At 71.4% G+C, this 20,082-nt stretch carries 10 protein-coding genes and 3 pseudogenes; 4 read left to right on the top strand and 9 right to left on the bottom strand.

All coding sequences use genetic code 11. From position 1 onward, the window contains the following. The 4 genes from STRIP9103_RS33275 to STRIP9103_RS48580 all read right to left on the bottom strand — a co-directional run. Nucleotides 1-1,096, bottom strand: a 1,096-nt coding sequence (locus STRIP9103_RS33275; protein WP_048821443.1) for an RNA polymerase sigma factor, incomplete at its 3' end; no start/stop codon positions are given. An 8-nt stretch (nucleotides 1,097-1,104) separates the two neighbouring features. Continuing rightward, the gene (locus STRIP9103_RS33280) at nucleotides 1,105-1,515 is read right to left on the bottom strand and encodes a YciI family protein (protein ID WP_009328032.1); all 411 of its coding nucleotides are present in this window, start codon (nucleotides 1,513-1,515) and stop codon (nucleotides 1,105-1,107) included. A 223-nt stretch (nucleotides 1,516-1,738) separates the two neighbouring features. Beyond that, nucleotides 1,739-2,941 carry a right-handed parallel beta-helix repeat-containing protein gene (locus tag STRIP9103_RS33285; protein WP_009328041.1) on the bottom strand — a complete coding sequence of 401 codons (1,203 nt, stop codon included), beginning with the start codon at nucleotides 2,939-2,941 and terminating at the stop codon, nucleotides 1,739-1,741. A 247-nt stretch (nucleotides 2,942-3,188) separates the two neighbouring features. Further along, a complete protein-coding gene (locus tag STRIP9103_RS48580; protein ID WP_009328023.1) occupies nucleotides 3,189-3,362 on the bottom strand; it encodes an SRPBCC family protein in 174 nt (57 codons plus the stop codon). Between the two features lie 11 nt (nucleotides 3,363-3,373). On the opposite strand from STRIP9103_RS48580, the pseudogene STRIP9103_RS47395 reads away from it, so the two are divergent. Further along, nucleotides 3,374-3,643: pseudogene (locus tag STRIP9103_RS47395) on the top strand (MFS transporter); the annotation flags it as partial. Nucleotides 3,644-3,816: 173 nt separating this feature from the next. On the opposite strand, the gene STRIP9103_RS33300 reads toward STRIP9103_RS47395, so the two are convergent. Next, nucleotides 3,817-6,015, bottom strand: coding sequence for an RICIN domain-containing protein (locus STRIP9103_RS33300; RefSeq protein WP_374011036.1), 2,199 nt, complete (start codon nucleotides 6,013-6,015; stop codon nucleotides 3,817-3,819). 270 nt (nucleotides 6,016-6,285) lie between these two features. Between STRIP9103_RS33300 and STRIP9103_RS33305 the strand changes: the two genes are divergently transcribed. Beyond that, nucleotides 6,286-7,326, top strand: coding sequence for a LacI family DNA-binding transcriptional regulator (locus STRIP9103_RS33305; RefSeq protein WP_009328044.1), 1,041 nt, complete (start codon nucleotides 6,286-6,288; stop codon nucleotides 7,324-7,326). A 51-nt stretch (nucleotides 7,327-7,377) separates the two neighbouring features. Here the strand turns inward: STRIP9103_RS33305 and STRIP9103_RS33310 are convergent, their stop codons facing one another. Together STRIP9103_RS33310 and STRIP9103_RS52170 are read right to left on the bottom strand one after the other, a co-directional pair. Further along, nucleotides 7,378-9,294, bottom strand: a complete 1,917-nt coding sequence (locus STRIP9103_RS33310) for a glycoside hydrolase family 3 C-terminal domain-containing protein (protein ID WP_234022364.1) — start codon at nucleotides 9,292-9,294, stop codon at nucleotides 7,378-7,380. Further along, nucleotides 9,207-9,899 (bottom strand): annotated as a pseudogene (locus tag STRIP9103_RS52170) (ABC transporter substrate-binding protein); the annotation flags it as partial. The pseudogene STRIP9103_RS52170 and the gene STRIP9103_RS33310, both read right to left, overlap by 88 nt. Before the next feature lie 697 nt (nucleotides 9,900-10,596). Here STRIP9103_RS52170 and STRIP9103_RS53590 point away from each other — a divergent pair. Beyond that, nucleotides 10,597-10,938, top strand: coding sequence for a hypothetical protein (locus tag STRIP9103_RS53590; protein ID WP_086019348.1), 342 nt, complete (start codon nucleotides 10,597-10,599; stop codon nucleotides 10,936-10,938). Next, a pseudogene (locus STRIP9103_RS33325) lies at nucleotides 10,865-11,385 on the top strand (P-loop NTPase family protein). Before STRIP9103_RS53590 ends, STRIP9103_RS33325 begins: the two are co-directional and overlap by 74 nt. Nucleotides 11,386-11,671: 286 nt before the next feature. Here the strand turns inward: STRIP9103_RS33325 and STRIP9103_RS33330 are convergent. Together STRIP9103_RS33330 and STRIP9103_RS33335 are read right to left on the bottom strand one after the other, a co-directional pair. Next, nucleotides 11,672-12,481 (bottom strand): SDR family oxidoreductase, encoded by an 810-nt coding sequence (locus STRIP9103_RS33330; protein ID WP_009328025.1) that lies wholly within the window; start codon nucleotides 12,479-12,481, stop codon nucleotides 11,672-11,674. Between the two features lie 257 nt (nucleotides 12,482-12,738). After that, entirely contained in the window at nucleotides 12,739-20,070 is a 7,332-nt protein-coding gene (locus STRIP9103_RS33335) for a type I polyketide synthase (protein ID WP_009328040.1), read from the bottom strand. Between the last annotated feature and the right edge of the window lie 12 nt (nucleotides 20,071-20,082).

A 20,082-nucleotide genomic window follows, 5' to 3' on the forward strand; every position in this document is an offset into this window, starting at 1 on the left:
GGCACTCGGCGAGGTTGGGTGCCTTTTGGGCCGCCTCGGCGTACAGCCGTGCCGCCGTCGTCAGGTCGCCGTCCCGTTCGTGGAGGTACGCCGCCACCGCGGCGTGGCGGGGCAGTGAGTCGTCCAGTGCCGCGAGCGCCGCCAGGCCGGCGCGCGGTCCGTCGGCTTCGCCGACGGCGACCGCGCGGTTGAGCCGGACGACGGGGCTGTCGGTCAGGCGCGTGAGCTCGTCGTACCACTCGACGATCTGCACCCAGTCGGTCTCCTCGGCGGTGGGCGCGTCGGCGTGGAGGGCGGCGATGGCGGCCTGGGCCTGGTATTCGCCCAGCCGGTCGCGGGCCAGGGCGGCCTGCAGGATTGCCACGCCCTCCGCGATCAGCTTCGTGTCCCAGCGGGCGCGGTCCTGCTCGGCGAGCGGCACCAGGCTGCCGTCGGGCGCGGTCCGGGCGGCACCCCGGGCGTGGTGGAGCAGCATGAGGGCGAGCAGCCCCGCCACCTCGGGGTGGTCGATCGCGGCCGCGAGCTGCCGGGTGAGCCGGATGGCCTCGGCGGCGAGGTCGACGTCGCCGGAGTAGCCCTCGTTGAAGACCAGGTAGAGGACGCGCAGCACGGTGGCGACGTCGCCGGGCTGGTCGAACCGCACGCCCGAGACGGTGCGCTTGGCCCGGCTGATGCGCTGCGCCATGGTCGCCTCGGGCACCAGGTAGGCCTGGGCGATCTGGCGGGTGGTGAGCCCGCCGACGGCGCGCAGTGTGAGCGCGACCGCGGACGACGGCGTCAGCGACGGGTGGGCGCACAGGAAGTAGAGCTGGAGCGTGTCGTCCACCGCGGGCGCGGGCCCGGGTGCCGGTTCCTCGTCGAGGCGGTCCTCGCGCCGGCGGCGGGCGGCGTCCGACCGGGTCGCGTCGAGGAACTTGCGCCATGCCACGGTGACGAGCCAGCCCTTCGCATCCCGCGGCGGGTCGGCCGGCCAGACGCGGAGCGCCTCGATGAGCGCGTCCTGTACGGCGTCCTCGGCCGCCGCGAAGTCGGCTCCGCGGCGGACGATGACGGCCAGGACGCTCGGCGTGAGGCTCCTCAGCAGGGCGTCGTTCATCCGGGAGGTCACTCCGTGATGCAACTGGCATGCGCGGCCAGGAACGGGCGCACCTCGAGCCACTCGTGGATCGGCTTCCCGCCCGCACCGGGGGCGGCCGACAACTCCCCGGCCAGCTCGACGGCACGCTCGTAGGTGTCGACGTCGATCACCATCCAGCCGGCGATGAGGTCCTTGGTCTCGGCGAACGGGCCGTCGGTGACCGGCGGGCGCCCCTCACCGTCGTACCGGACGAACGTCCCCTCCGGGGCGAGCGCCTGACTGTCGACGAACTCGCCGGTCTCCTGGAGCCGGGCCGCGAAGTCCTGCATGTACTGCACGTGCGCCGAGATCTCCTCCGGCGTCCACTTGTCCATGGGCACGTCGTTGACCGGGGTCGGAGCGCCGCGGTAGTGCTTGAGAAGCAAGTACTTGGCCATCGTGTTTCTCCTCGGTGCTGTGCGACCCATTGTGGTCGCGTTCACCCCGGGGACGGAGCCGGGCACGGGTTTTCGACATCGCCGCCCGAATTTTTTCCGGCTCTCGTGGACGGGCCCGGGTGAGCCGTCTCGTCGGCCAACACCGGAAGCGGAAGGGCTGTCGTGATGAGACGCGACGACGGCCCTTCCGTCATGGTCTCGGAGGGTCTACGGAGCGAGCAGGTCAGAACCGTGCCCCGACGTCCGCGCCGTTGCCGGGGCGCAGGAAGGTCGAGGACGGGATGGCGCCGGTGGCTGTCCGGGGTCCGGTGATGGTGCTCGCGTTGGTGCTGGCGAATGTCCAAGTGCCGCCGAGGTTCCAGGAGTTGCCGCTGCCGATGGAACGGGAGCCCAACGAGGCGTTGGTGCCGTTGGCCACCGCGAGGTTCTTCGTCAGCGTGCTGGAGGAACGACTGAAGTCGAACCCGGCCTTCGGGTGGTCCCACGCGGTGCAGCGGTCGATCTTCATCTTGCCCGGGTTGTTGTTGTCGACGAAGCCGCCGGCCGAGTTGTCCCACGCCATGCTGTTGCGCACGGTGTGGTCGGCGGCCACGCCGTTGCCGCCCATCTTGAACCCGTTGCCGTCGCCCTGGTAGTCGGGCAGGTTCCACCGGTTGAACCCGTTGCCCCAGGCGAGCGTGTTCTCGGTGAGGATCGGTGACTCGAACATCCACCAGTCGAGCCCGTCGTCGGAGTTGTTCCACAGCCGGGCGCCGCGTACGACGTTGCCGCTGCCGGAGCCCTCCTTGATGGCCAGGCCGTCGGCGCTCTCGCCGTTCTTGCGCGGGTCACGGTTGCCGTGACTGTCCAGGTTGAGGATCTGGTTGTTGCTGGTCGCGCCCACGAGGTGGAGCCCGGACTCGTAGTTGTCCCGGGTGATGAGACGGTCGTAGACGTTGTCGCTGGAGTCCAGTCCGAAGATGCCGTACGGGCCGTGGATGATCTCCAGTCCGATCAGCCGCCAGTACTCGCCCTCGATGTGGATGGCGCCGCGCTCGGAGCGGGGGATCGTGGAGCCCACGGCCCCGGGCGTGTACGGCATGTTCTCGCCGTCGATGACGACCCGCTCGCTGTTGTAGTTGCGCAGGGTGATGGGCTGGCTGGACGTGCCGCTTTTGAGGAGCTGGATGTTCGTGCCCGGCGCGTACGTACCGCCCCGGATCTGGATCGTGGTTCCCGGCTGAGCCAGGTCCACTGCCCGCTGGATCGTCTTCAACGGGGCGGAGAGGGTTCCCGGGTTGCCGTCACTGCCGTTCACAGCCACATACAGGTCGCTCGCCCGCACCCGGCTGTCGGCGGCGTGCGCGCCGTTCCCGGCTGACAGGACGAGCAGGCCGGCCAGGAGGCCGGAGAGGGCGACGGACGAGGTGGGGGGCTTCAGGCGCATGGCGGGTCTCCAGGGTGCGGCGGTGCACAGGACGACTAGAAAGCGCTTTCCACGTGACGTTTCCGTGCGAACGTAGGGTTGCGTCGTGAGCGCGTCAATAGTCCCGTACATAATTGGCGTTCACATGGACGAACAAATGTGGCGATGGCGGCACCATCCGTCACCACGCGCGCCCCTGTCCGGCCAACAAGTCAACCGGGCCTACGCCGGAAACGAGGGGGGCGCGTCCGTCTCGAGCGGGTCCGTCTCAGGGGTGTGCGGCGAAGTGCCGGACGATGCCCGCGATTCCGTCGCCGATCGCTCGCTCGGCGATGGGCGCCAGGCCCTCCGGAAGGATCTCCTGGCTGTAGACCACACGTGAGCCGTCTCCGTCAGGGAGCACGTCGATGGTGCCGAGGTGGAATTCGATGGGCAGCGGCATGCCCTCGACGAACCGGTGCCGCGATCGTGATCGGCGCCGGTGTCTTCACCAAGGCCGGCATCAGCCCGGAAACCCGGATGCCCACCGCCTTCGGCCTGTGCGCCCTCGGCTTCGCGGTGGTCTGGCTCGCACCCGACCCCCTCGTGCTGACCATCGGCGCCGTGATCAACTGCCTCGGCGGCGGCATCATGTTGCCGAGCCTGCTCACCCTCGCCATGTCCAAGCTCGACTACGCCGACCGCGGACGCGGCACCGGCCTGTGGACCGGCTCCTTCGTCCTCTACTGCCGTGAGGTGACCATTTTCCAGCGGCCTTGGAACCGGCACGCCCTGTCCCCCAGGGCGCCGCCGACAACATGAACGCGGCGACTGTGGGCACGCCGGTGACGGCAACGTCCACCTGGGTGTCTTCCGTGAGGATGCCGAGGAGCGACACAGACTGCCGGACGACTGGGCTAATCCCGGCTCCACCTCTGGGTGGCGTTGCCGAGGGCCGTCCACAGTTGCACCTTCGATCCGTTGGCTGTCGCCCAGTTGGTGACGTCGACCGCGAGACCGTTGGAGCGGTTGATGACGGATCCGTCCAGCCGGAACCACCACTTCTGGCTGGACTTTCCGTTGCAGGGCCACAGGATGAGCTTGGTGCCCGCGGTGGTGCCGTCACCGGCCGCGGCGAGGCAGTTGCCCAGGACGCGGAGCTCACCCGTGTCGGTCGCCGTGATCTGCTGGTTCTGGTTCCCGGAGCAGTCCCAGATCTGCACCTGCACACCCGTCTGGCCGTTCGGCACATCGAGGCAGCGACCGGAGTCGGCGCCCTTCAGCGCGAAGGGGTTCGCCGGCGCGGGGTCCTGGACGCGCTGCCACTCCTGCGCGTCGTCCGCCGCCGGGTTCGCGGACGCGCCGATCGACGCTTCCAGGTCGACGGCGCCGCTCTGGGTCGCACCCGTCATGAACAGGCTCGGGTTACGGACGGAACGGATCTTGTAGTAGCCGTCGGTCGAGGGGACGAGCGTCCATTGCTTGTCGGTGGCTCCGTCGTCGACCCATTGGGCGAGCTTCTGCCCGGCTGTCGCGCTGCCGGTCCAGATGGCGACCGAGCGGCCACCCGCCTTGTTGAGCAGGGTCACGTCGTCGCCCTTGGCCGTCAGGTGCCAGCGCTGGGAGTCGTCCGTGGCAGCCTCGTCGCGCAGGACGAGGTCGGGGACGTTGCCCGTGAGGTTCGCGTCCTGGGTCTTTCCGGCGTCGGGGCTGAGGACCTGGCCGGTCAGACGGTTGACGAGCGTGTAGTAGTCGCCCTGCGACCGGCCGAGGTCGACCTCGGCGTGGCGCACGGGGCCGACGCTCCCGCCGCTCCATGACGCCTGGAGGACCAGAACGCGTCCGGTGCCCTCGACATACTGGAGATTGCGGCTGTACCCGGCGGCGATCGGCGTCTGGTACTCCTTCCAGCCGGCGTCGCTCCTGCCGGACTCGTTCACCCAGACGCTGCCGCTGCCGGAGGCGTTGTAGACGATGCGTCCGTCCGGCATGGGCAGGAGTACGGGGCTGCCGCCCGTGGACAGGGCGCGTCCCCCGGAGGGCACGGGCAGCGAGGTGATCGCGGCGTCCGTCACACCGGATGCGTAGAACTTCAGCGGGTCGTCCGCGAGCTTGTAGCGGACGTTCGTTCCGCCGCCCCAGTACTCGTAGGTGAGCAGCCATTTGCCGTCGGTGGTCGGGGCGATCGTCGTCATGCCGGGGCGTCCACCGCCGATCTCCGTCCTGCCGCCGTTGTTCACCGTGGTGCCCGCCACGTCGACGACCGCCTGGCTCCAGGACGTGCTGCTGCCGTCCCACGTCTTGTGCACGAGGATCTGCCCTCGGGAATCCGACGCCGTGTCGTTGTCCGCGTCGAGGGTCGGCACTCCCGTGGTGGCGTCGAATCCGAGGTAGTCGTTCTCGTCGGAGTAGTAGGCGACGAGCTTGCCGCCCCGGGCGACGAGGTACGGCTCCCAGACCGGGTCCTGCTGCGCGCCGGTGTTGGCCGTCGAGATGTGCGTCCCGCCCCCGCCCTGCCATCCGCCGGTGGCCATGATGTTCTGGAAGCTCCAGGTCGCGCCGTCATCGGTGCTGGAGTACAGGGCGATCGCCACGCCCTTGCGGTCGCCGTCACCGGACGGGGTCCAGGTGGGGTCGGCGGCCTTCTGCTCCCGGTAGTAGTAGTCGTCCCCCGAGACGACGCTCGCGAGCAGCAGCGTGCCGGCCTTCAGGGTCCCGACGTCCTGCGGGAGCACATAGAGGTACGGGTTCGTCCAGTTGCTGGTGTACTTCGCGTACCGGGAGTCGCCGGACAGGTAGGCGGGAGCCTTGACGTCGGCCAGCTTCTGCCATGTCGTGCCGTCGTCGTCGCTCTTGTAGACCGGGAGTGTCTGGCCCACCGGGTCGCCCTGGCTGTTCTCGAACGACGCCACGATCCGGCCACTCGGAAGCTGCGCCGACTTCGGATAGAGAACACAGGGATTCTTGTTGCACGAGGCGGGGTTGTCCGCCGTATACAGGTTCGACGGGCTCGGCTGATAGGCCGCCGCACTCGATGCGGAGGCGATGGCGAATACGACACCAATGCCCACGGCTGTCGCCGCGGCGACAGCCTTCCGCGCCAATTTTTCTGTCAATGGAGGAATCCTTCGCTGCCTCGCTGCTCCAGGAATGCCAATTGCGCTCGAGGGAGCCCTGAATCGGCTGGAGACAGTATTGGGACGCGGCACGACCATGTCACCGGCACGTTTCCGAAAGTGTTTCGCACACGGACCGACATCGGGTATTGACGCCAGGGCCACCGAATGAGCGGCAGAAGGCGGCGTACCTCGGTCTTGCACATCGGTCTTGCATTCGCCCGCCTACGCCGTTACGTTGCGGCGGGATTCATGGAGAACGGGCGTCGAGTGACAGGTCGAGGCAAGGGCCGGCAGGAAGCGCAGTACGGTCTGCTGACGAGCATCGCCGGTGAGGCGGGCGTCTCGCTCAGCACCGTGTCCAAGGTGGTGCACCGGCGCCGGGACGTGGGCGCGGCGACGCGGGCGCGGGTCGAGGAGCTGCTGGACCGGTACGGGTACGTCCGCCCGTGGGAGCGGGATCCCGCGACGCCCCGGCAGATCATCGCGGTGTTCCGGGACCTGTCCGGCCCGTACACGCTGGAGGTCGCGCGGGGCATCGTGGACGCGGCCGGCGAGCTCGGCATCGACGTGGTGACCGGGACGACGAACCGGCGGTCGATCTCCGGGTGGCTCGAGGAGTGCGTGGCGCTCGGTGCGGCGGGGATCGTCATCGTGATCTCGATGCTGTCCGAGGAGGATCAGCGCCGGATCGTGGAGCAGCGGCTGCCGGTCGTGCTCATCGACCCGCTCAGCGCGCCCACGGAGGACATTCCCAGCATCGGGGTGACGAACTGGAGCGGCGCCCGGGAGGCCGTACAGCATCTGCTCGGCCTCGGGCACACCCGCATCGCCATGGTGGCGGGACGCTCCCACTCCCTGGCCGGGGCGGCGCGCGTCCACGGCTATCGGGCCGCCCTGGAGGAGGCCGGGATCGTCTACGATCCGGCGATCATGCGCTCGACCGACTTCGACTATGCCGAGGCGCTCACCGCCGGCCTGCAGATTCTGCGGGCCGACGACCCGCCCACGGCCGTCTTCGCGGCCAGCGACGCGCAGGCGCTCGGCGTGTTGGAGGCCGCACGCCGGCAGGGGCTCGCCGTGCCGGACGACCTGGCGGTCATGTCCTTCGACGACACGCTGGTGGCGGCCATGGCCTGCCCGCCGCTGAGCGCGGTGCGCCAGCCGTTCGAGGAGCTGGGGCGCGAGGCGACCCGGGTCCTCCTGGAACTCGCCCAGGGCCGGCCGCCCGCGTCCCCGCGCATCGAGCTCGCCACGGAGCTGGTGCTGCGGACGTCGACGAGCGCGCGGCGTCGCGTCCCTGTCACGTGAGAGGAGCGAAGGGCCGAGAGCCCTTCGCTCGTGTGCTGCTCGCCGCCCCGCTCACTCCCGTTCGACGGTCACGGGCACCGCGTGATGGCGTACGACCGTCGCGTCCCGCTCCTCACCGACGAGCCGGATCGTCTCCCGCACCGGTGTGTCCAGGCTGGAGGAGCCCGCGTACAGCAGGATCTCGCCGGGCTCGACGACGCGCCGGCCGTCCAGACCGGTGAAGGCGAGCCGGTCGGTGTGGACGTGGAAACGGACCGTCGCCCGCTCGCCGGGGGCCAGGGCCACTTTGGCGAAGCCCAGCAGGGAACGCACCGGCCGGGTGACCTGGGCGACCGGGTCGACGGCATACAGCTGCACCGTTTCCGCACCCCGTACGGCGCCCGTGTTCCGCACCCGCGCGGTGACGGTGAACTCCCCGCCCGTGGGCACCTGTTCCCGGTCCGCGGTCAAGAGATCGACCGAGAAGGTGGTGTACGACAGCCCGTGGCCGAACGGGAACGCGGGCGTCGGGTCGAGGTTGGACAGGAAGCTCTGCCGGTCGCCGAGCGGCGGATGGAGGTAGGTGTACGGCTGGCCGCCCGGCGAGTCGGGGATCTGCACGGGCAGCTTGCCGCTGAAGTTGGCCCGCCCGGACAGGAGTTGGGCCACGGCTCGGCCGCCCTCCTCGCCGGGCAGGAAGACCTGCACCATGGCCGCGGCGGCGGAGGCGAACCGGCCGACGGCGTAGGGTCTGCCGCTGTTGACGACGAGCACGAGCGGTTTCCCGGTCGCGAGCACGGCCTCCACCAACTCCTCCTGTACGCCCGGCAGTCGCAGGTCCTCCACGTCGCAGCCCTCGCCGGAGGTGCCGATGCCGAACATGCCCGCCTTGTCGCCGACGACGAGGACGGTGAGGTCGGTGGCGGCACACGCTGCCACCGCGGCCGGGATGCCGGAGCGGTCCTCGTCACGGACAGGGCAGCCCTGGACGAACTCCCAGTGCACACCGGGCAGTTCCTCGGCCAGGGCGGTGCGCAGGGAGACGGCCTCCACACCGTTGCCGAGGTCGTCGCGGTCGGCGAGGACGTGGTTGGGGAAGCTGTAGCAGCCGAACATGGTGCGTACGTCGTCGGCGCACGGGCCGATCAGAGCGATACGGCCGGTGGCCGGGAGGGGCAGGGCCCCGTCGTTCGACAGCAGGACGGCGCTCGACTGCGCCACGGCGTGGGCCAGCTGACGGTTCGCCGGCTTGTCCAGGTCGAGTTCTCCCGCACGCAGGGCCGGCGGCCTCGGGTCCCAGTCGGGGTCCAGCAGCCCGAGCTCGATCTTCTGCCGCAGCACCCGCCGCACCGCGCGGTCGACGAGTTCCTCGCCGACCATGCCCTGCTGTACGGCGTGGACGAGGGCGTCGCCGAAGCCACGCTGGTCGGGCAGTTCGACGTCCATCCCGGCGCGCAGGGCGAGTGCCCCGGCGTCGGGCAGGTCCGCGGCCACTCGGTGCGCGCTCACCAGGAAGGGCAGCGACCAGTAGTCGGAGACGACGGTGCCCTCGAAGCCCCACGCGTCCCGCAGCACATCGGTCAGCAGCCACCGGCTCGCGGCGGGTGCCTCGCCGTCGATCTCGGCGTACGAGTTCATGACCGAGCCCACGCCCGCGGCGACGAGCCGTTCGAAGGGCGGCAGGATGACGTCGAAGAGCTCCCGGCGGCCCACGTGCACGGGGGCGTGGTTGCGGCCGCCCATGGAGGCGGAGTAGCCGGCGAAGTGCTTGAGGGTGGCGTACACCCCGGCGCTCTGCAGACCGGTGACGTATGCCTCCCCGATCTCGCCGACCAGATACGGGTCTTCGCCAAGTCCTGGAGGTACTGGTTGGCCTTGGTGACCGACGGGTCCTTCCACCTGGAGGCGTCCCCGGAGGCGATCTTCGAGAAGACGCGGGAGCCGCCGGCGCGGTCGAGCAGGTACTCCAGGTACATCAGCGTGGGCCACTTGGAGTTGGCCGCGAGCGACAGGGGCACCACGCCCTTCGCCTTCAGCTTCTTCACGGCCGCCAGCAGGTCGTCGTACGTCTTCGGCGGTTCGACACCCGCGTCCTTGAGGACCTTCTTGTTGTAGTAGAGGACGACCGGGGCCAGGCCGTTGGCGGGCACGCCATAGACCTTGCCGTCGAAGGTGGCGCTCTGCATCACGCTCGGCGTGAACCGGTCCGTGCCGGCCTGGGCGTCGGTGAGGGCGTCGACCTTCCCGGCCTTGACGTAGTCGTCGAGCGCGCCGCCGCCCCAGCTGAAGAAGATGTCCGGGGCCTGGTTCGCGCCGAACGCCACGCGCAGCTTCTGCTTGTAGTCGTCGTTCGCGAACAGCCGCAGAGTGATCTTCTCGTCCGGGTGGTCCTTGTTGTAGGCGTCGACGGAGTCCTTCAGGATCGTCTGGTCGTTGAGCGCCCACATGGTCAGGCCCTTCGCCGACGCCGTCGTCGACGGACCCGACGTCCCGCAGGCGGCAAGGCCCAGGGCCGCCGCCAGGGTGACCGCGGACGCGACGGCACGTCGTGTTCTCGGACGTCCGGAATTTCCGATGAACGGGATTCCCCGCATGGTGTGTCTCTCTTCTTTCGGCTGCCACAGGCATGGGTGGGCCAGGCGATCCGCGAGCGTCACGAAAGGGTTTCGAGCGCCTCGCCGTGTGTGATCCGCCTGCTGGCCGGGACACTGACACGGGATTCATGGCCAGGACAAGCACGGGAAATCCGTCGGTTACGAAAGACTTTCGCACCCGGGGGAAGGCGGCTTTTCCAACAGGCCCCGCGCAATTACCACGGCGACGGGCGGGCGGTGTTCATCTACGCCCTCTCCGACGACAGCGCCGAGCACATCGAGGACACCGTCCGCCGCGTCCGTGACAATGGCAACCAGGTGAGCTTCAGCTTCTCCAGCGCCCGCGACACCGACAACCCCATCGCCCCCGCCTCATCGCGACGCCGGCGGAATTCGGCTACGACGTCTGCGCCACCGTCGGTGAAGGACACCCCGCACACCCGGCGCCTCGCCAACGGAAACCCCGTACTACCGGAATTCGCCGCGCACCGGCCGGATCTGAGCACCGTGCAGTTCTGCCGCGCGTCCGGAGACTGTCGCGGCTGCCGGGACGGTCAGGCCGTGCACAGCCGGCTGCTGGTGAGTCTTCCGTACTTCCTCACTTCCTCGACGGCGTCGCGCGGCTGCGTGAATGGGTCGAGGCGGCAGAGAGCTTCTACCGCCAGTACTCCTGGTCGCCCTACCACCCGAGGCACACATGACCGCATCGTCAGCCCCTCCCCCGGCCCAGGACCCCGCCCGGCTGGACGTGTTCGACGCCATCAGGGATCCCCAGCTCAGGCACGATCCCTCCCCGTTCTTCGCCTGGCTGCGGGAACACGCCCCGGTCCACCGGAACCCCACGGGTGGCGTGTGGTTCGTCAGCCGGTACGCCGATGCCGTCCGTGTCCTGCGGGACCCGCTCTTCCACACCCCCGACTCCCTCGCGCTGCTTCACCCCGCGCGGACAGCGGGAGTTCCGCGCGCTGTGCGCACGCCGCTGCGACCGGCTTTCCCCGTCGATCGCGGGGAAGTCGAGCGTCGCGGCCGGTCCGCGTGAGAGGTCGGCCGGGGCCTGGCCCTGGTCGGTCAGGACAACCTCCGCCGCGTCGTCCTCCGGGAACACGACCGTCCCGGCGCCGCGAACATCGGCCTGATCGACCTGACCGCCCGCTACGCGCTGGACGCCGGGTATCACGTCGTCGTCGCGGGCATCCTGTACGCCGAACGCTACGGCGAGATGCTCGCCCGACCGCGCGCCGACCACCGCGGCGTGACCCGCTGCTACCACCTGGACGTGCCGTTCGCCGAAACCCTCGCCCGGCACGCCGCCAAGCCCCAGGCGAACAAGTCCGGCGAGAACGAGATGCGCTCGTGGTACCGGCCCCTCGATCTCCTGCCCGGCGGCGTCGAGACCGTCCTCGGCGCCGACAGCACCCTGCACGAGACGGTCACCCGCATCATGCTCGAGACCGGCCTGGCCGACCTGCCCGCGCTCGATCGCTGAGCAGCAGGTCGTCTGCTGAAGGGCGTGAGCATGGGAGGCGAGTGGGGCGGCGCGGTGCCGCTCGCCTCCCGAGCGCACTCCACCGGGTGGCGAGCGGCGTACGCGTCCATTGCGCGTGTGGGCGGGCGCTGCCGGAGAGGTGTGACCGGGACTTCACGGCCTGGCGCGCCGACGGCGCGCCACTGAGCACGGTGACCCCGATGGCGCCGTCGCGCGCCAGGCCCGGGCAGATGGCCGGCTCCTCGCGCAAGGGCCAGTGGCCGACCGGGTGCCGGACAGGGGTGCGTCAGGCGTGGGCGGTGGCCGCGACGAGCCCCGCGATGTTGTCCTCGTGGGTCAGGTAACGGCCGGTGAGCACGTCGGCCTCGCCCCGGATCAGCCGCAGCAGATTGGCGAGCGCCTCCGAGACCGGCGTGTACCGGCCGGCCTCGCGCTGCGTGTCCAGCCAGGACTCGATGCGGCGGTCCCACGGGTTGTCGCTGTTCCGTGTCGCGGTCGCGGACGCCCCGAGGCCGACGTCCACGATCCCCGGGTGGTAGCTGAACGCGGTGATCCCGTGCGGCAGCAATTCGATGGCCATGTTCTCGGTCAGCTTGTTCACCGCCGCCTTGGACACCGAGTACGCGCTGACGTACGGCCAGCGGGTGTGCCCCGCGTGACTGGAGATCGTGACGACCCGCCCTCGCCCGCGCTCGATCATGCCCGGCAGCACCGCCCGGCAGGCTGCCAGCGCGCCGCCCAGGTTGACCTCCATGGCGTGCCACCACTCAGCCGGGTCGTTCTCCCAGGCAGGTCCGGCCGGTCCGGGCACACCGGCGTTGTTGACCAGTACGTCGATCCCGCCGAGCCGCTCGGTGGCCAGCTCGACGGCCTTGATCAGCTCGGCGTCGTTGGTGACGTCGGCGACGGCCGTGACGACCTCGGGGCCCCGGTCGAGACCGGCGGCGGCCCTGGGCAGCGAGTCGGCGTCCCGCGTGGTCAGCACCAGGTGACCGCCCGCCGTGTGCACGGCCTCGGCGATGGCCCGGCCGAGCCCGCCGGCCGCCCCGGTCACCAGGACCCGCAGCCCGGCCAGGTCCGTCGTGTCTTGAGACATCACAACCTCCACCATCATCAAGTGAATTTCTGGGATTCCGCTGAAGATTCGCCGCACGAGGTGGACGGGCCGGGAGCGCGCCGGTCCGGCACCGCGCCGATCTCACCGGCGGCAGCGGCGCACCCGCCCGCACCGGATGTGGCGCGGGCGTTGCCCGACGCTCTCCGGCCGCCGTCCCTGGTCGGCCCAACCGGGTCGCCGTCCTCACCTCGGGCTCGGCGGCGGACCTCGGCACGGACCGGCTCAGGGCGGCTGCATCAGGTGCTCGCTTCCGCCGGGGCGGCCAGCGCTCGGTGGAGGTGGTCGGCCAGGTCCTGGGGCGCAGGGTGGTCGAACACGAACGTGGCGGGCAGCCGCAGACCGGTCAGGGCGCTCAGCCGGTTGCGCAGTTCCACCGAGGTCAGCGAGTCGAGGCCGGACTCGAGCAGGCTCCGGTCCGGGGGCAGGGCCTCGGCGTCCCGGTGACCGAGCAGCTCGGCGGCGATCGCGCGCACCTCGGCCAGCAGCCGTTCGGCGCGCTCGGCCGGAGCCAGGTCGCGCAGTTGGACGGCCGGTGCGGCGGCGGCCGGCCGGGCGGGCACGAGACCGCGCAGCAGTGCGGGCGCCCCGCGGGTGCGCAGCTTGGCGACGTCGAACCTGGCGAGGGTGAGTACCGGGTCGTCCTGCCGCAGCGCCTCGTCGAACAGGGCCAGCGCGAACTCGGTCGGCATGGGCAGGGTGGCGTCCGGGAGGGTGCCGTTCCGGTCGGCCTCGCGCAGCACCTCGGTCATGCCGGAAGCCTCCTCCCACAGGCTCCACGCCTGGGACTGCGCCGGCAGCCCCTCGGCCCTGCGGCGCTCGGCGAACGCGTCCAGGAACGCGTTCGCGGCCGCGTAGTTCCCCTGCCCCGGACTGCCCAGCACCCCGGCCAGCGAGGAGAACAGCACGAAGGCGGCCGGTTCGGCGTCCTTGGTCAGCTCGTGCAGGTTCAGCACGCCGTCGGCCTTGGGGCGCAGCACCTGCTCCACCTGGTCGGCGGTCATTCCGGTCACCACCCCGTCCGCGAGCACCCCGGCCGCGTGCACGACCGCGACCAGCGGGTGCCGGGCGGGCACCAGGTCGAGGGCGGCGGCGAGGGCGTCCCGGTCGGCGGCGTCGCAGGCGGCGACGGCGACCTCAGCGCCCAACCCCCTCAGTTCCACGACGAGAGGGTCGTCGTCCCGTGCCCCGCTGCGGCTGGTGAGCAGGAGGCTGCGGACCCCGTACTCGGTCACCAGGTGCCGCGCCACCAGTGACCCGAGTGTGCCGGTGCCGCCGGTGATCAGGACCGTGCCGCCGCCGAGGTCCGGTCGGGCGTTCCGCGCCGGCGTCACACGCGCCAGTTCCGGGACCTGGAGCCGTCCCGCGCTGATCCGCACGTGCGGCCGTCCGGCGGCCACCGCGTCGGCCAGCCGTGCCGAGGACCGGGGGTCGTCGTCCATCTCGATCTGCAGGAACCGTCCCGGGTGCTCGGACTGCGCCGACCGCACCAGGCCGCGCGCCGCCGCGTGGGCCAGGTCGTCGCCGCGGGTCAGCACGACGAGGGGGACGTCGGCCGGGCGGTCGGCGGCCAGCCAGTGCTGGACGTGGGACAGTGTGTCCAGTGTCGCTGCCCGGACGTCGTCGGGCGGCGGGGTGCAGATGACCGCGTCGGCATCGGCGAGATCGACCAGGTCGGGGGTCACACCGAGGTGGTCGGTGCCCAGCAGTGCCCATCTCGGTGCGGGGGTCGCCACCGGGCCGGTGAGTTCGGTCCACCGCGTCCGGTACACCGAATCCGTCGGCAGTGCGCCTGCCAGCTCGCGAAGGGCCACCGTCCGTGTGCCGAGTGTTCCTCGGAACAGCGGTTCGCGATCGGCGGTGGTGATGGCCACGGTGAACTCGTCCCGGCCACTGGGTGCCAGGTGGGCGTACGCGTGGGTGGTGCGACTCTCGCCGGCCCACACGTCGTGCCACACGAACGGCAGCGCGACGTGGCCGTCAGGGAGCGGTTCGGTCAGGGCGATGGCGTGCAGGGCGGCGTCACCGAGCACGGGGTGCAGTCCGGGGCCGGCGAAGGCGCCGGGTGCGTCCTCGGGCAGTCGCAGCTCGGCGAACAGTTCCCCGTCTCGCCGCCACAGCCTGCGTACGGCCCTGAACGCCGGACCGTACTCGTAGCCGCGCTCGGCCAGCGACGCGTAGTCGACGTCGATCTCCTCGGCGTCGGCCGGGGGCAGGGCCCCGACAAGCGGCTCGTCGGCGGTTTCGAGGGTGTCGCGGATCGTGCCCTGTGCGTGACGTCGCCACTGGCTGCCGGGCTGGTCCGGCCTGCTGAACACCTCGACCGTATGCCGGGTCGGGTCCGCCACGACCTGGATCTCCGCCGTGCCCTGCTGGGACAACACCAGCGGCGCCTCGATGACCAGCTCGTCGATTCCGGTGCCACCGGTGCCGTGCGCGGCGCGCAGCGCGAGGTCCAGCAGCGCGGTGCCGGGCAGGATGCAGGTCCCGTTCACCCCGTGGTCGGCCAGCCACGGCTGCTCGGTCGGCGAGATGCGGCTGGAGGCCACGAGTTCACCGCTGCGGGCGGACTCGACCAGCGTGCCGAGCAGCGGGTGGCCGGTGCTCGCCTTGGGCGAGGTGGTTGTCGTGAACCAGAACCGCCGCCGCTGGAATGGTGTGGTCGGCAGGGGCACCGGCCGCCCGGTGCCGGTGCCGGCGGCCAGGTTCACGCCGTCCATCCCCCGCGTGTACAGCTGTGCGGCGGAGGTCAGGAACCGTGCGGGGCCGCCGTCGTCGCGGCGCAGGGTTCCGGTGGCGACGCCGGTCGTGCCGCTCTCCTCCAGTGTCTGTTCGATGCCGGAGGTCAGCGCCGGGTGCGGGCTGGACTCCACGAAGAACCGGAAGCCCTGGTCGACGAGATGTTCGACGGCCGGTTGGAACCGCACGGGCTGCCGGAGGTTGCGGAACCAGTACGCGCCGGTCAGCGTGGAGTCGCCGACCCAGTCCAGGTCCACGGTGGAGTACATCGGCACCGAGGGCTTGGAGGTGCGCACCTCCCCCAGACGGGCCACCAGCTCCTCACGCAGTGGCTCCATCTTCGGGCAGTGCGAGGCGACGTCGACGCGGATGCGGCGGGCGTGCAGGCCGTCCAGCGCGCACTCGGCGAGCAGCCCCTTGATCGCCACGTCCTCACCGGCGACCACGGTGGTGGACGGCCCGTTGAGCGCGGCGATCCAGAGCTGGTCCGGCCAGCGCTCCAGCAGCCACTCCAGCTGTGCGCGCGACGCGGTCACCGACGCCATGCCGGCGCTGACGCCGAGCTCGGCGATGACCTGGCTGCGCACCACGACGACGCGGGCGGCCTCCTCCAGCGACAACGCACCCGCGACGCACGCGGCGGCCACCTCACCCATGGAGTGGCCGATCACCGCGTCGGGTTCGACGCCTCGGGAGCGCCACAGGGCAGCCAGCGACACCATCACCGAGAACAGCGCAGGGTGGATGACGTCCAGCCGCTCAAGCCGATCGGCGCCGCCGGCCAGCACCTCGGTGAGCGACCAGTCCACGTGGGGTTTGAGCGCCCGTTCACAGGCGTAGACGGATTCGGCGAAGGCCGGCTCCCCCATCAGTCCGGCCGCCATGCCCACCCACTGCGTGCCCTGTCCCGGGAAGACGAACGCCACCTTCCCCTCCACACCGGAGACTCCGGAGACGATGTTCTGCGCCGGCTTCCCCTCGGCGACGGCCCGCACCCCGGCGAGCAACTCCTCACGATCGCCGCCGACCACGACAGCGCGGTGGGTGAAGTGGCTGCGCGACACCGCGAGCGAGTGCGCGAGGTCCACCGGTGCGACGTCCCCGGCCACGGGGAGCAGCCGGGCCGCCCACTCCCGTAGCCGCTCGGGAGTCCTGCCGGACAACGTCCACGCGACGACGGGCGACCCCGTGCCGGACGGCTCGGTGGCGAGCGGCTCGGCGGCAGGCGATCCGGCGGCGGACTGCTCGGTGGCGGGCGTCGGTGCGGCTTCCTCCGGTGGTGCCTCCAGGATCAGGTGTGCGTTGGTGCCGCTGACCCCGAAGGAGGAGACAGCCGCGCGCGGCGGCCGGCCCCGCTCCGGCCACGGCATGCTCTCGGTGAGCAGGCGGACGTCTCCCGCCGCCCAGTCGACGTGGGGCGACGGCTCGTCCACGTGCAGGGTCTTCGGCAGGGTGCGGTGCAGCATGGCCTGTACGACCTTGATCACGCCGCCGACCCCGGCCGCGGCCTGGGTGTGCCCGATGTTGGACTTCAGCGAGCCCAGCCACAGCGGGGTGTCGCGGTCCTGGCCGTAGGTGGCCAGCAGAGCACCGGCCTCGATCGGGTCGCCGAGCCGGGTGCCGGTGCCGTGGGCCTCGACCGCGTCCACGTCGGACGGTGTCAGGCCGGCGTCCCGCAGGGCGAGTCGGATCACCTGCTGCTGGGCTGTCCCGCTCGGCGCCGTCAGGCCGTTGGACGCACCGTCCTGGTTCACCGCGGAGCCCCGGATCACGGCCAGCACCGGGTGCCCGGCACGACGGGCGCTGGACAGTCGTTCCAGCACCACCATCCCGACACCCTCCGCCCAGCCGGTGCCGTCCGCCGCCGCGGCGAACGCCTTGCTCCGCCCGTCCTCGGCCAGCGCGCCCTGCCTGCTGTACTCGACGAACGTCTGCGGCGTCGCCATGACGGCCACACCACCTGCCAGCGCGAGCTCGCACTCCCCCCGGCGGATCGACTGCGCCGCGAGGTGGATGGCCACCAGGGACGAGGAGCAGGCGGTGTCGACGGTGAGCGCCGGACCGCGCAGCCCCAGCACATAGGCGATCCGCCCGGAGGCGGCGGCGCCGACCGTGCCCGTGCCGATGTAGCCCTCCAGTTCGCGGGGCACCCGGTCGGGGTCGGTGACGTAGTCGTGGTGGATCAGCCCCGCGTACACCCCGACCCGCTCACCGTGCAGGGACGTCGGGTCGATGCCGGCACGCTCCAGCGCTTCCCAGGAGGTCTCCAGCAGCAGCCGGTGCTGCGGGTCCATCGCCAGCGCCTCGCGCGGCGAGATCCCGAAGAACTCGGGGTCGAAGTCGGCCATCTCCCGGAGGAACCCGCCGCGCCGGGTGCGAGAGGTGCCGCCGCGGTCGGGATCGGGGCCGAACAGCCGGTCGAAGTCCCAGCCCCGGTCGTCGGGGAACTCGGAGGTGGCGTCGACCCCGTCGGCCACCAGCCGCCACAGTTCCTCGGGGGAACCGACCCCGCCGGGGTAGCGGCAGCCGATACCCACGAGCACCACGGGATCGTCGTCGGCGCCGGTCGACGCGGCGGTCGGGGCCTGTTCCTCCGGCTCGGGTGAACCGGTGAGTTCGCCCTGCACGTACCCGGCGATCGCACGCACCGAGGGGTGGTCGAACGCGAGTGTCGTGGGCAGGCGCAGCCCCGTGGCGGCGGCGATCCGGTCCCGCAGCCGGACCGCGTCCACCGAGGTGAGCCCGTACTCGCGCAGGGCCCGGTCGGGCGCGATACCACCGGTTTCGCCCAGCACCTCGGTGACCTCGCCCGAGACAAGGTCGACGAGCGTCCTGCCGAGGTCGGTCCCGGTGATCCCGGCCAGGTCCACCCTGGTCGGGAGCCGGTCCGGTGCGGTGGCGGACACCGTCCGCACGGCCGCGACCAGCGTGCTGCCCGGCCGGCTCAGCGCGACGTCCACGGCGTTGCGGATCCGGTGGCCGGTCAGCCCCTCCGCCAGCACCAGGGTCGTGGGAGCGGACCCGGCGACGGCGATCGTCACGGTGGCGCCGGTGACCGTGACGGTGACGCCGGGATCCGTTCCGGACTGCTCCACGCGCCGGACCCCGTGTCCGGCCACGAGGTGGTGGGCGATCAGGTCCGCGAGTTCCCCTGCGTCTCCCGCCAGGGCCAGGTCGCGGCCGGCGAGCGGACTGGCCCCGGCGGGCAGTTCGGTGGCCGGGAGCGGCACCAGTTCACCATCGGCTCCCATGAGGTGCAGACCGTCGTGGGAGCCGGCGACCGCGAGCAGACGGCCGGGCAGCTCGGTCAGCGACTTGCGCGCGATCTTGCCCGTCGCCGTCCTCGGCAGTGCGGCCACGGCGCGGACCTCCACCGGCACTTTGAAGTAGGCGAGGTCCCGGCGGCACCGCGCAAACAGCTCCGCGCAGTCGAGGCCGTCGGAGCCATCGGGTTCGGGCACCACCAGCGCCACCGGGACCTGGCCGAACTCCTCGTGCGCCGCTCCCGTCACGGCGGCCTCGCGCACACCGGGCACCCGGGCGAGCACGGCCTCGATCTCGGTGGGATGCACGTTCTCCCCGCCCCGGATGATCACGTCGTTGCGCCGGCCGGTGATCCAGAGGTAGCCGGCGTCGTTGCGGCGGGCGAGGTCGCCGGTGCGGTACCAGCCGTCGCGGAGCACCTGCGCGGTGGCCTCCGGCAGGTTGTGGTAGCCCAGCATCACGTTCGGGCCGCTGACCCAGACCTCGCCCTCCTCACCGGTCGGCACATCGACGCCGGTGTCCGGGTCCACCACGCGCAGGCTCAGTCCGGGCACCGGCTGACCGCACGAGCCGGGCACCCGCTCGCCGTCCGGCCGCATGGCGGTCATCGTCCCGCTCGTCTCGGTGCTGCCGTAGCTGTCGGTGAGCCGGACGCCGAAGGCGGCCTCGAACGCCTCGCCGAGCGCGGGTGTGCTGACCGCGCCCGCGATGAAGCACACCCGCAGCGCGGGCAGCGTGAGTCCTTCCGCACCGGCGGCATGGACCAGGTTGTGGTAGATCGTCGGCACGCCGACCAGGAAGGTGTAGGGCCGGGCGCGCAGTTCGTCGAGCACCTCGGCGGCGGAGAGCCCCGCCATCAGATGCGCCGTGGCGCCGACCGCGGTCACTCCGATCACGCACAGGTGGTGGCCGAGGGTGTGGAACAGCGGCAGCGGGAACAACAACGTGTCCTCGGGGGACAGTTCGACCATCGGGACATAGCAGTTGGCGACGTTCCACAGCGCGGCGCGCAGCGTGGACAGCACGCCTTTGGGGCGGCCGGTCGTTCCCGAGGTGTAGAGCAGGAAGGCGGGTTCGTCCACGCCGAGGTCGTCGCGTGCCGGGACGGCCGGCTCGCGCGTGGCCAGGTCCTCGTACGACACCGCGTCCGGACAGTCGCCGACGACGACGAGGTGCCGTGGTCCGGCCGGCAGCACCGCGCGCACCTGGTCGGCGTGCGCGGTGTCGGTGATCACCGCCTGGGCGTCGCTGTCGGTGAGCATGTGCCGCAGCTCCGCGTCGGAGGAGTGCGGGTTGACCGGCACGCCGACGCAGCCGGCGCGGTTGACGCCGAGGTAGCTCTCCACCATCTCCACGCGGTTGCCCAGCAGGATCGCCACCCGCGCGCCGCGGGGCAGGCCGAGTGCGACCAGGTGGCCGCCGAGCCGGGCCGTACGCCGTTCCAGTTCCGTGTAGGTCACCGCCCGCCGCGCGTCGGAGTACGCGACCTTGGTCCCGCGCAGTGCCACGTGTGTGCGCAGCAGTTCGGGCAACGGGCGGATCAGGTCGACACCGTGTGTCGCGGACATGTCCGCCCCTTC

Source organism: Streptomyces ipomoeae 91-03, assembly GCF_000317595.1.
GTDB lineage: Bacteria > Actinomycetota > Actinomycetes > Streptomycetales > Streptomycetaceae > Streptomyces > Streptomyces ipomoeae.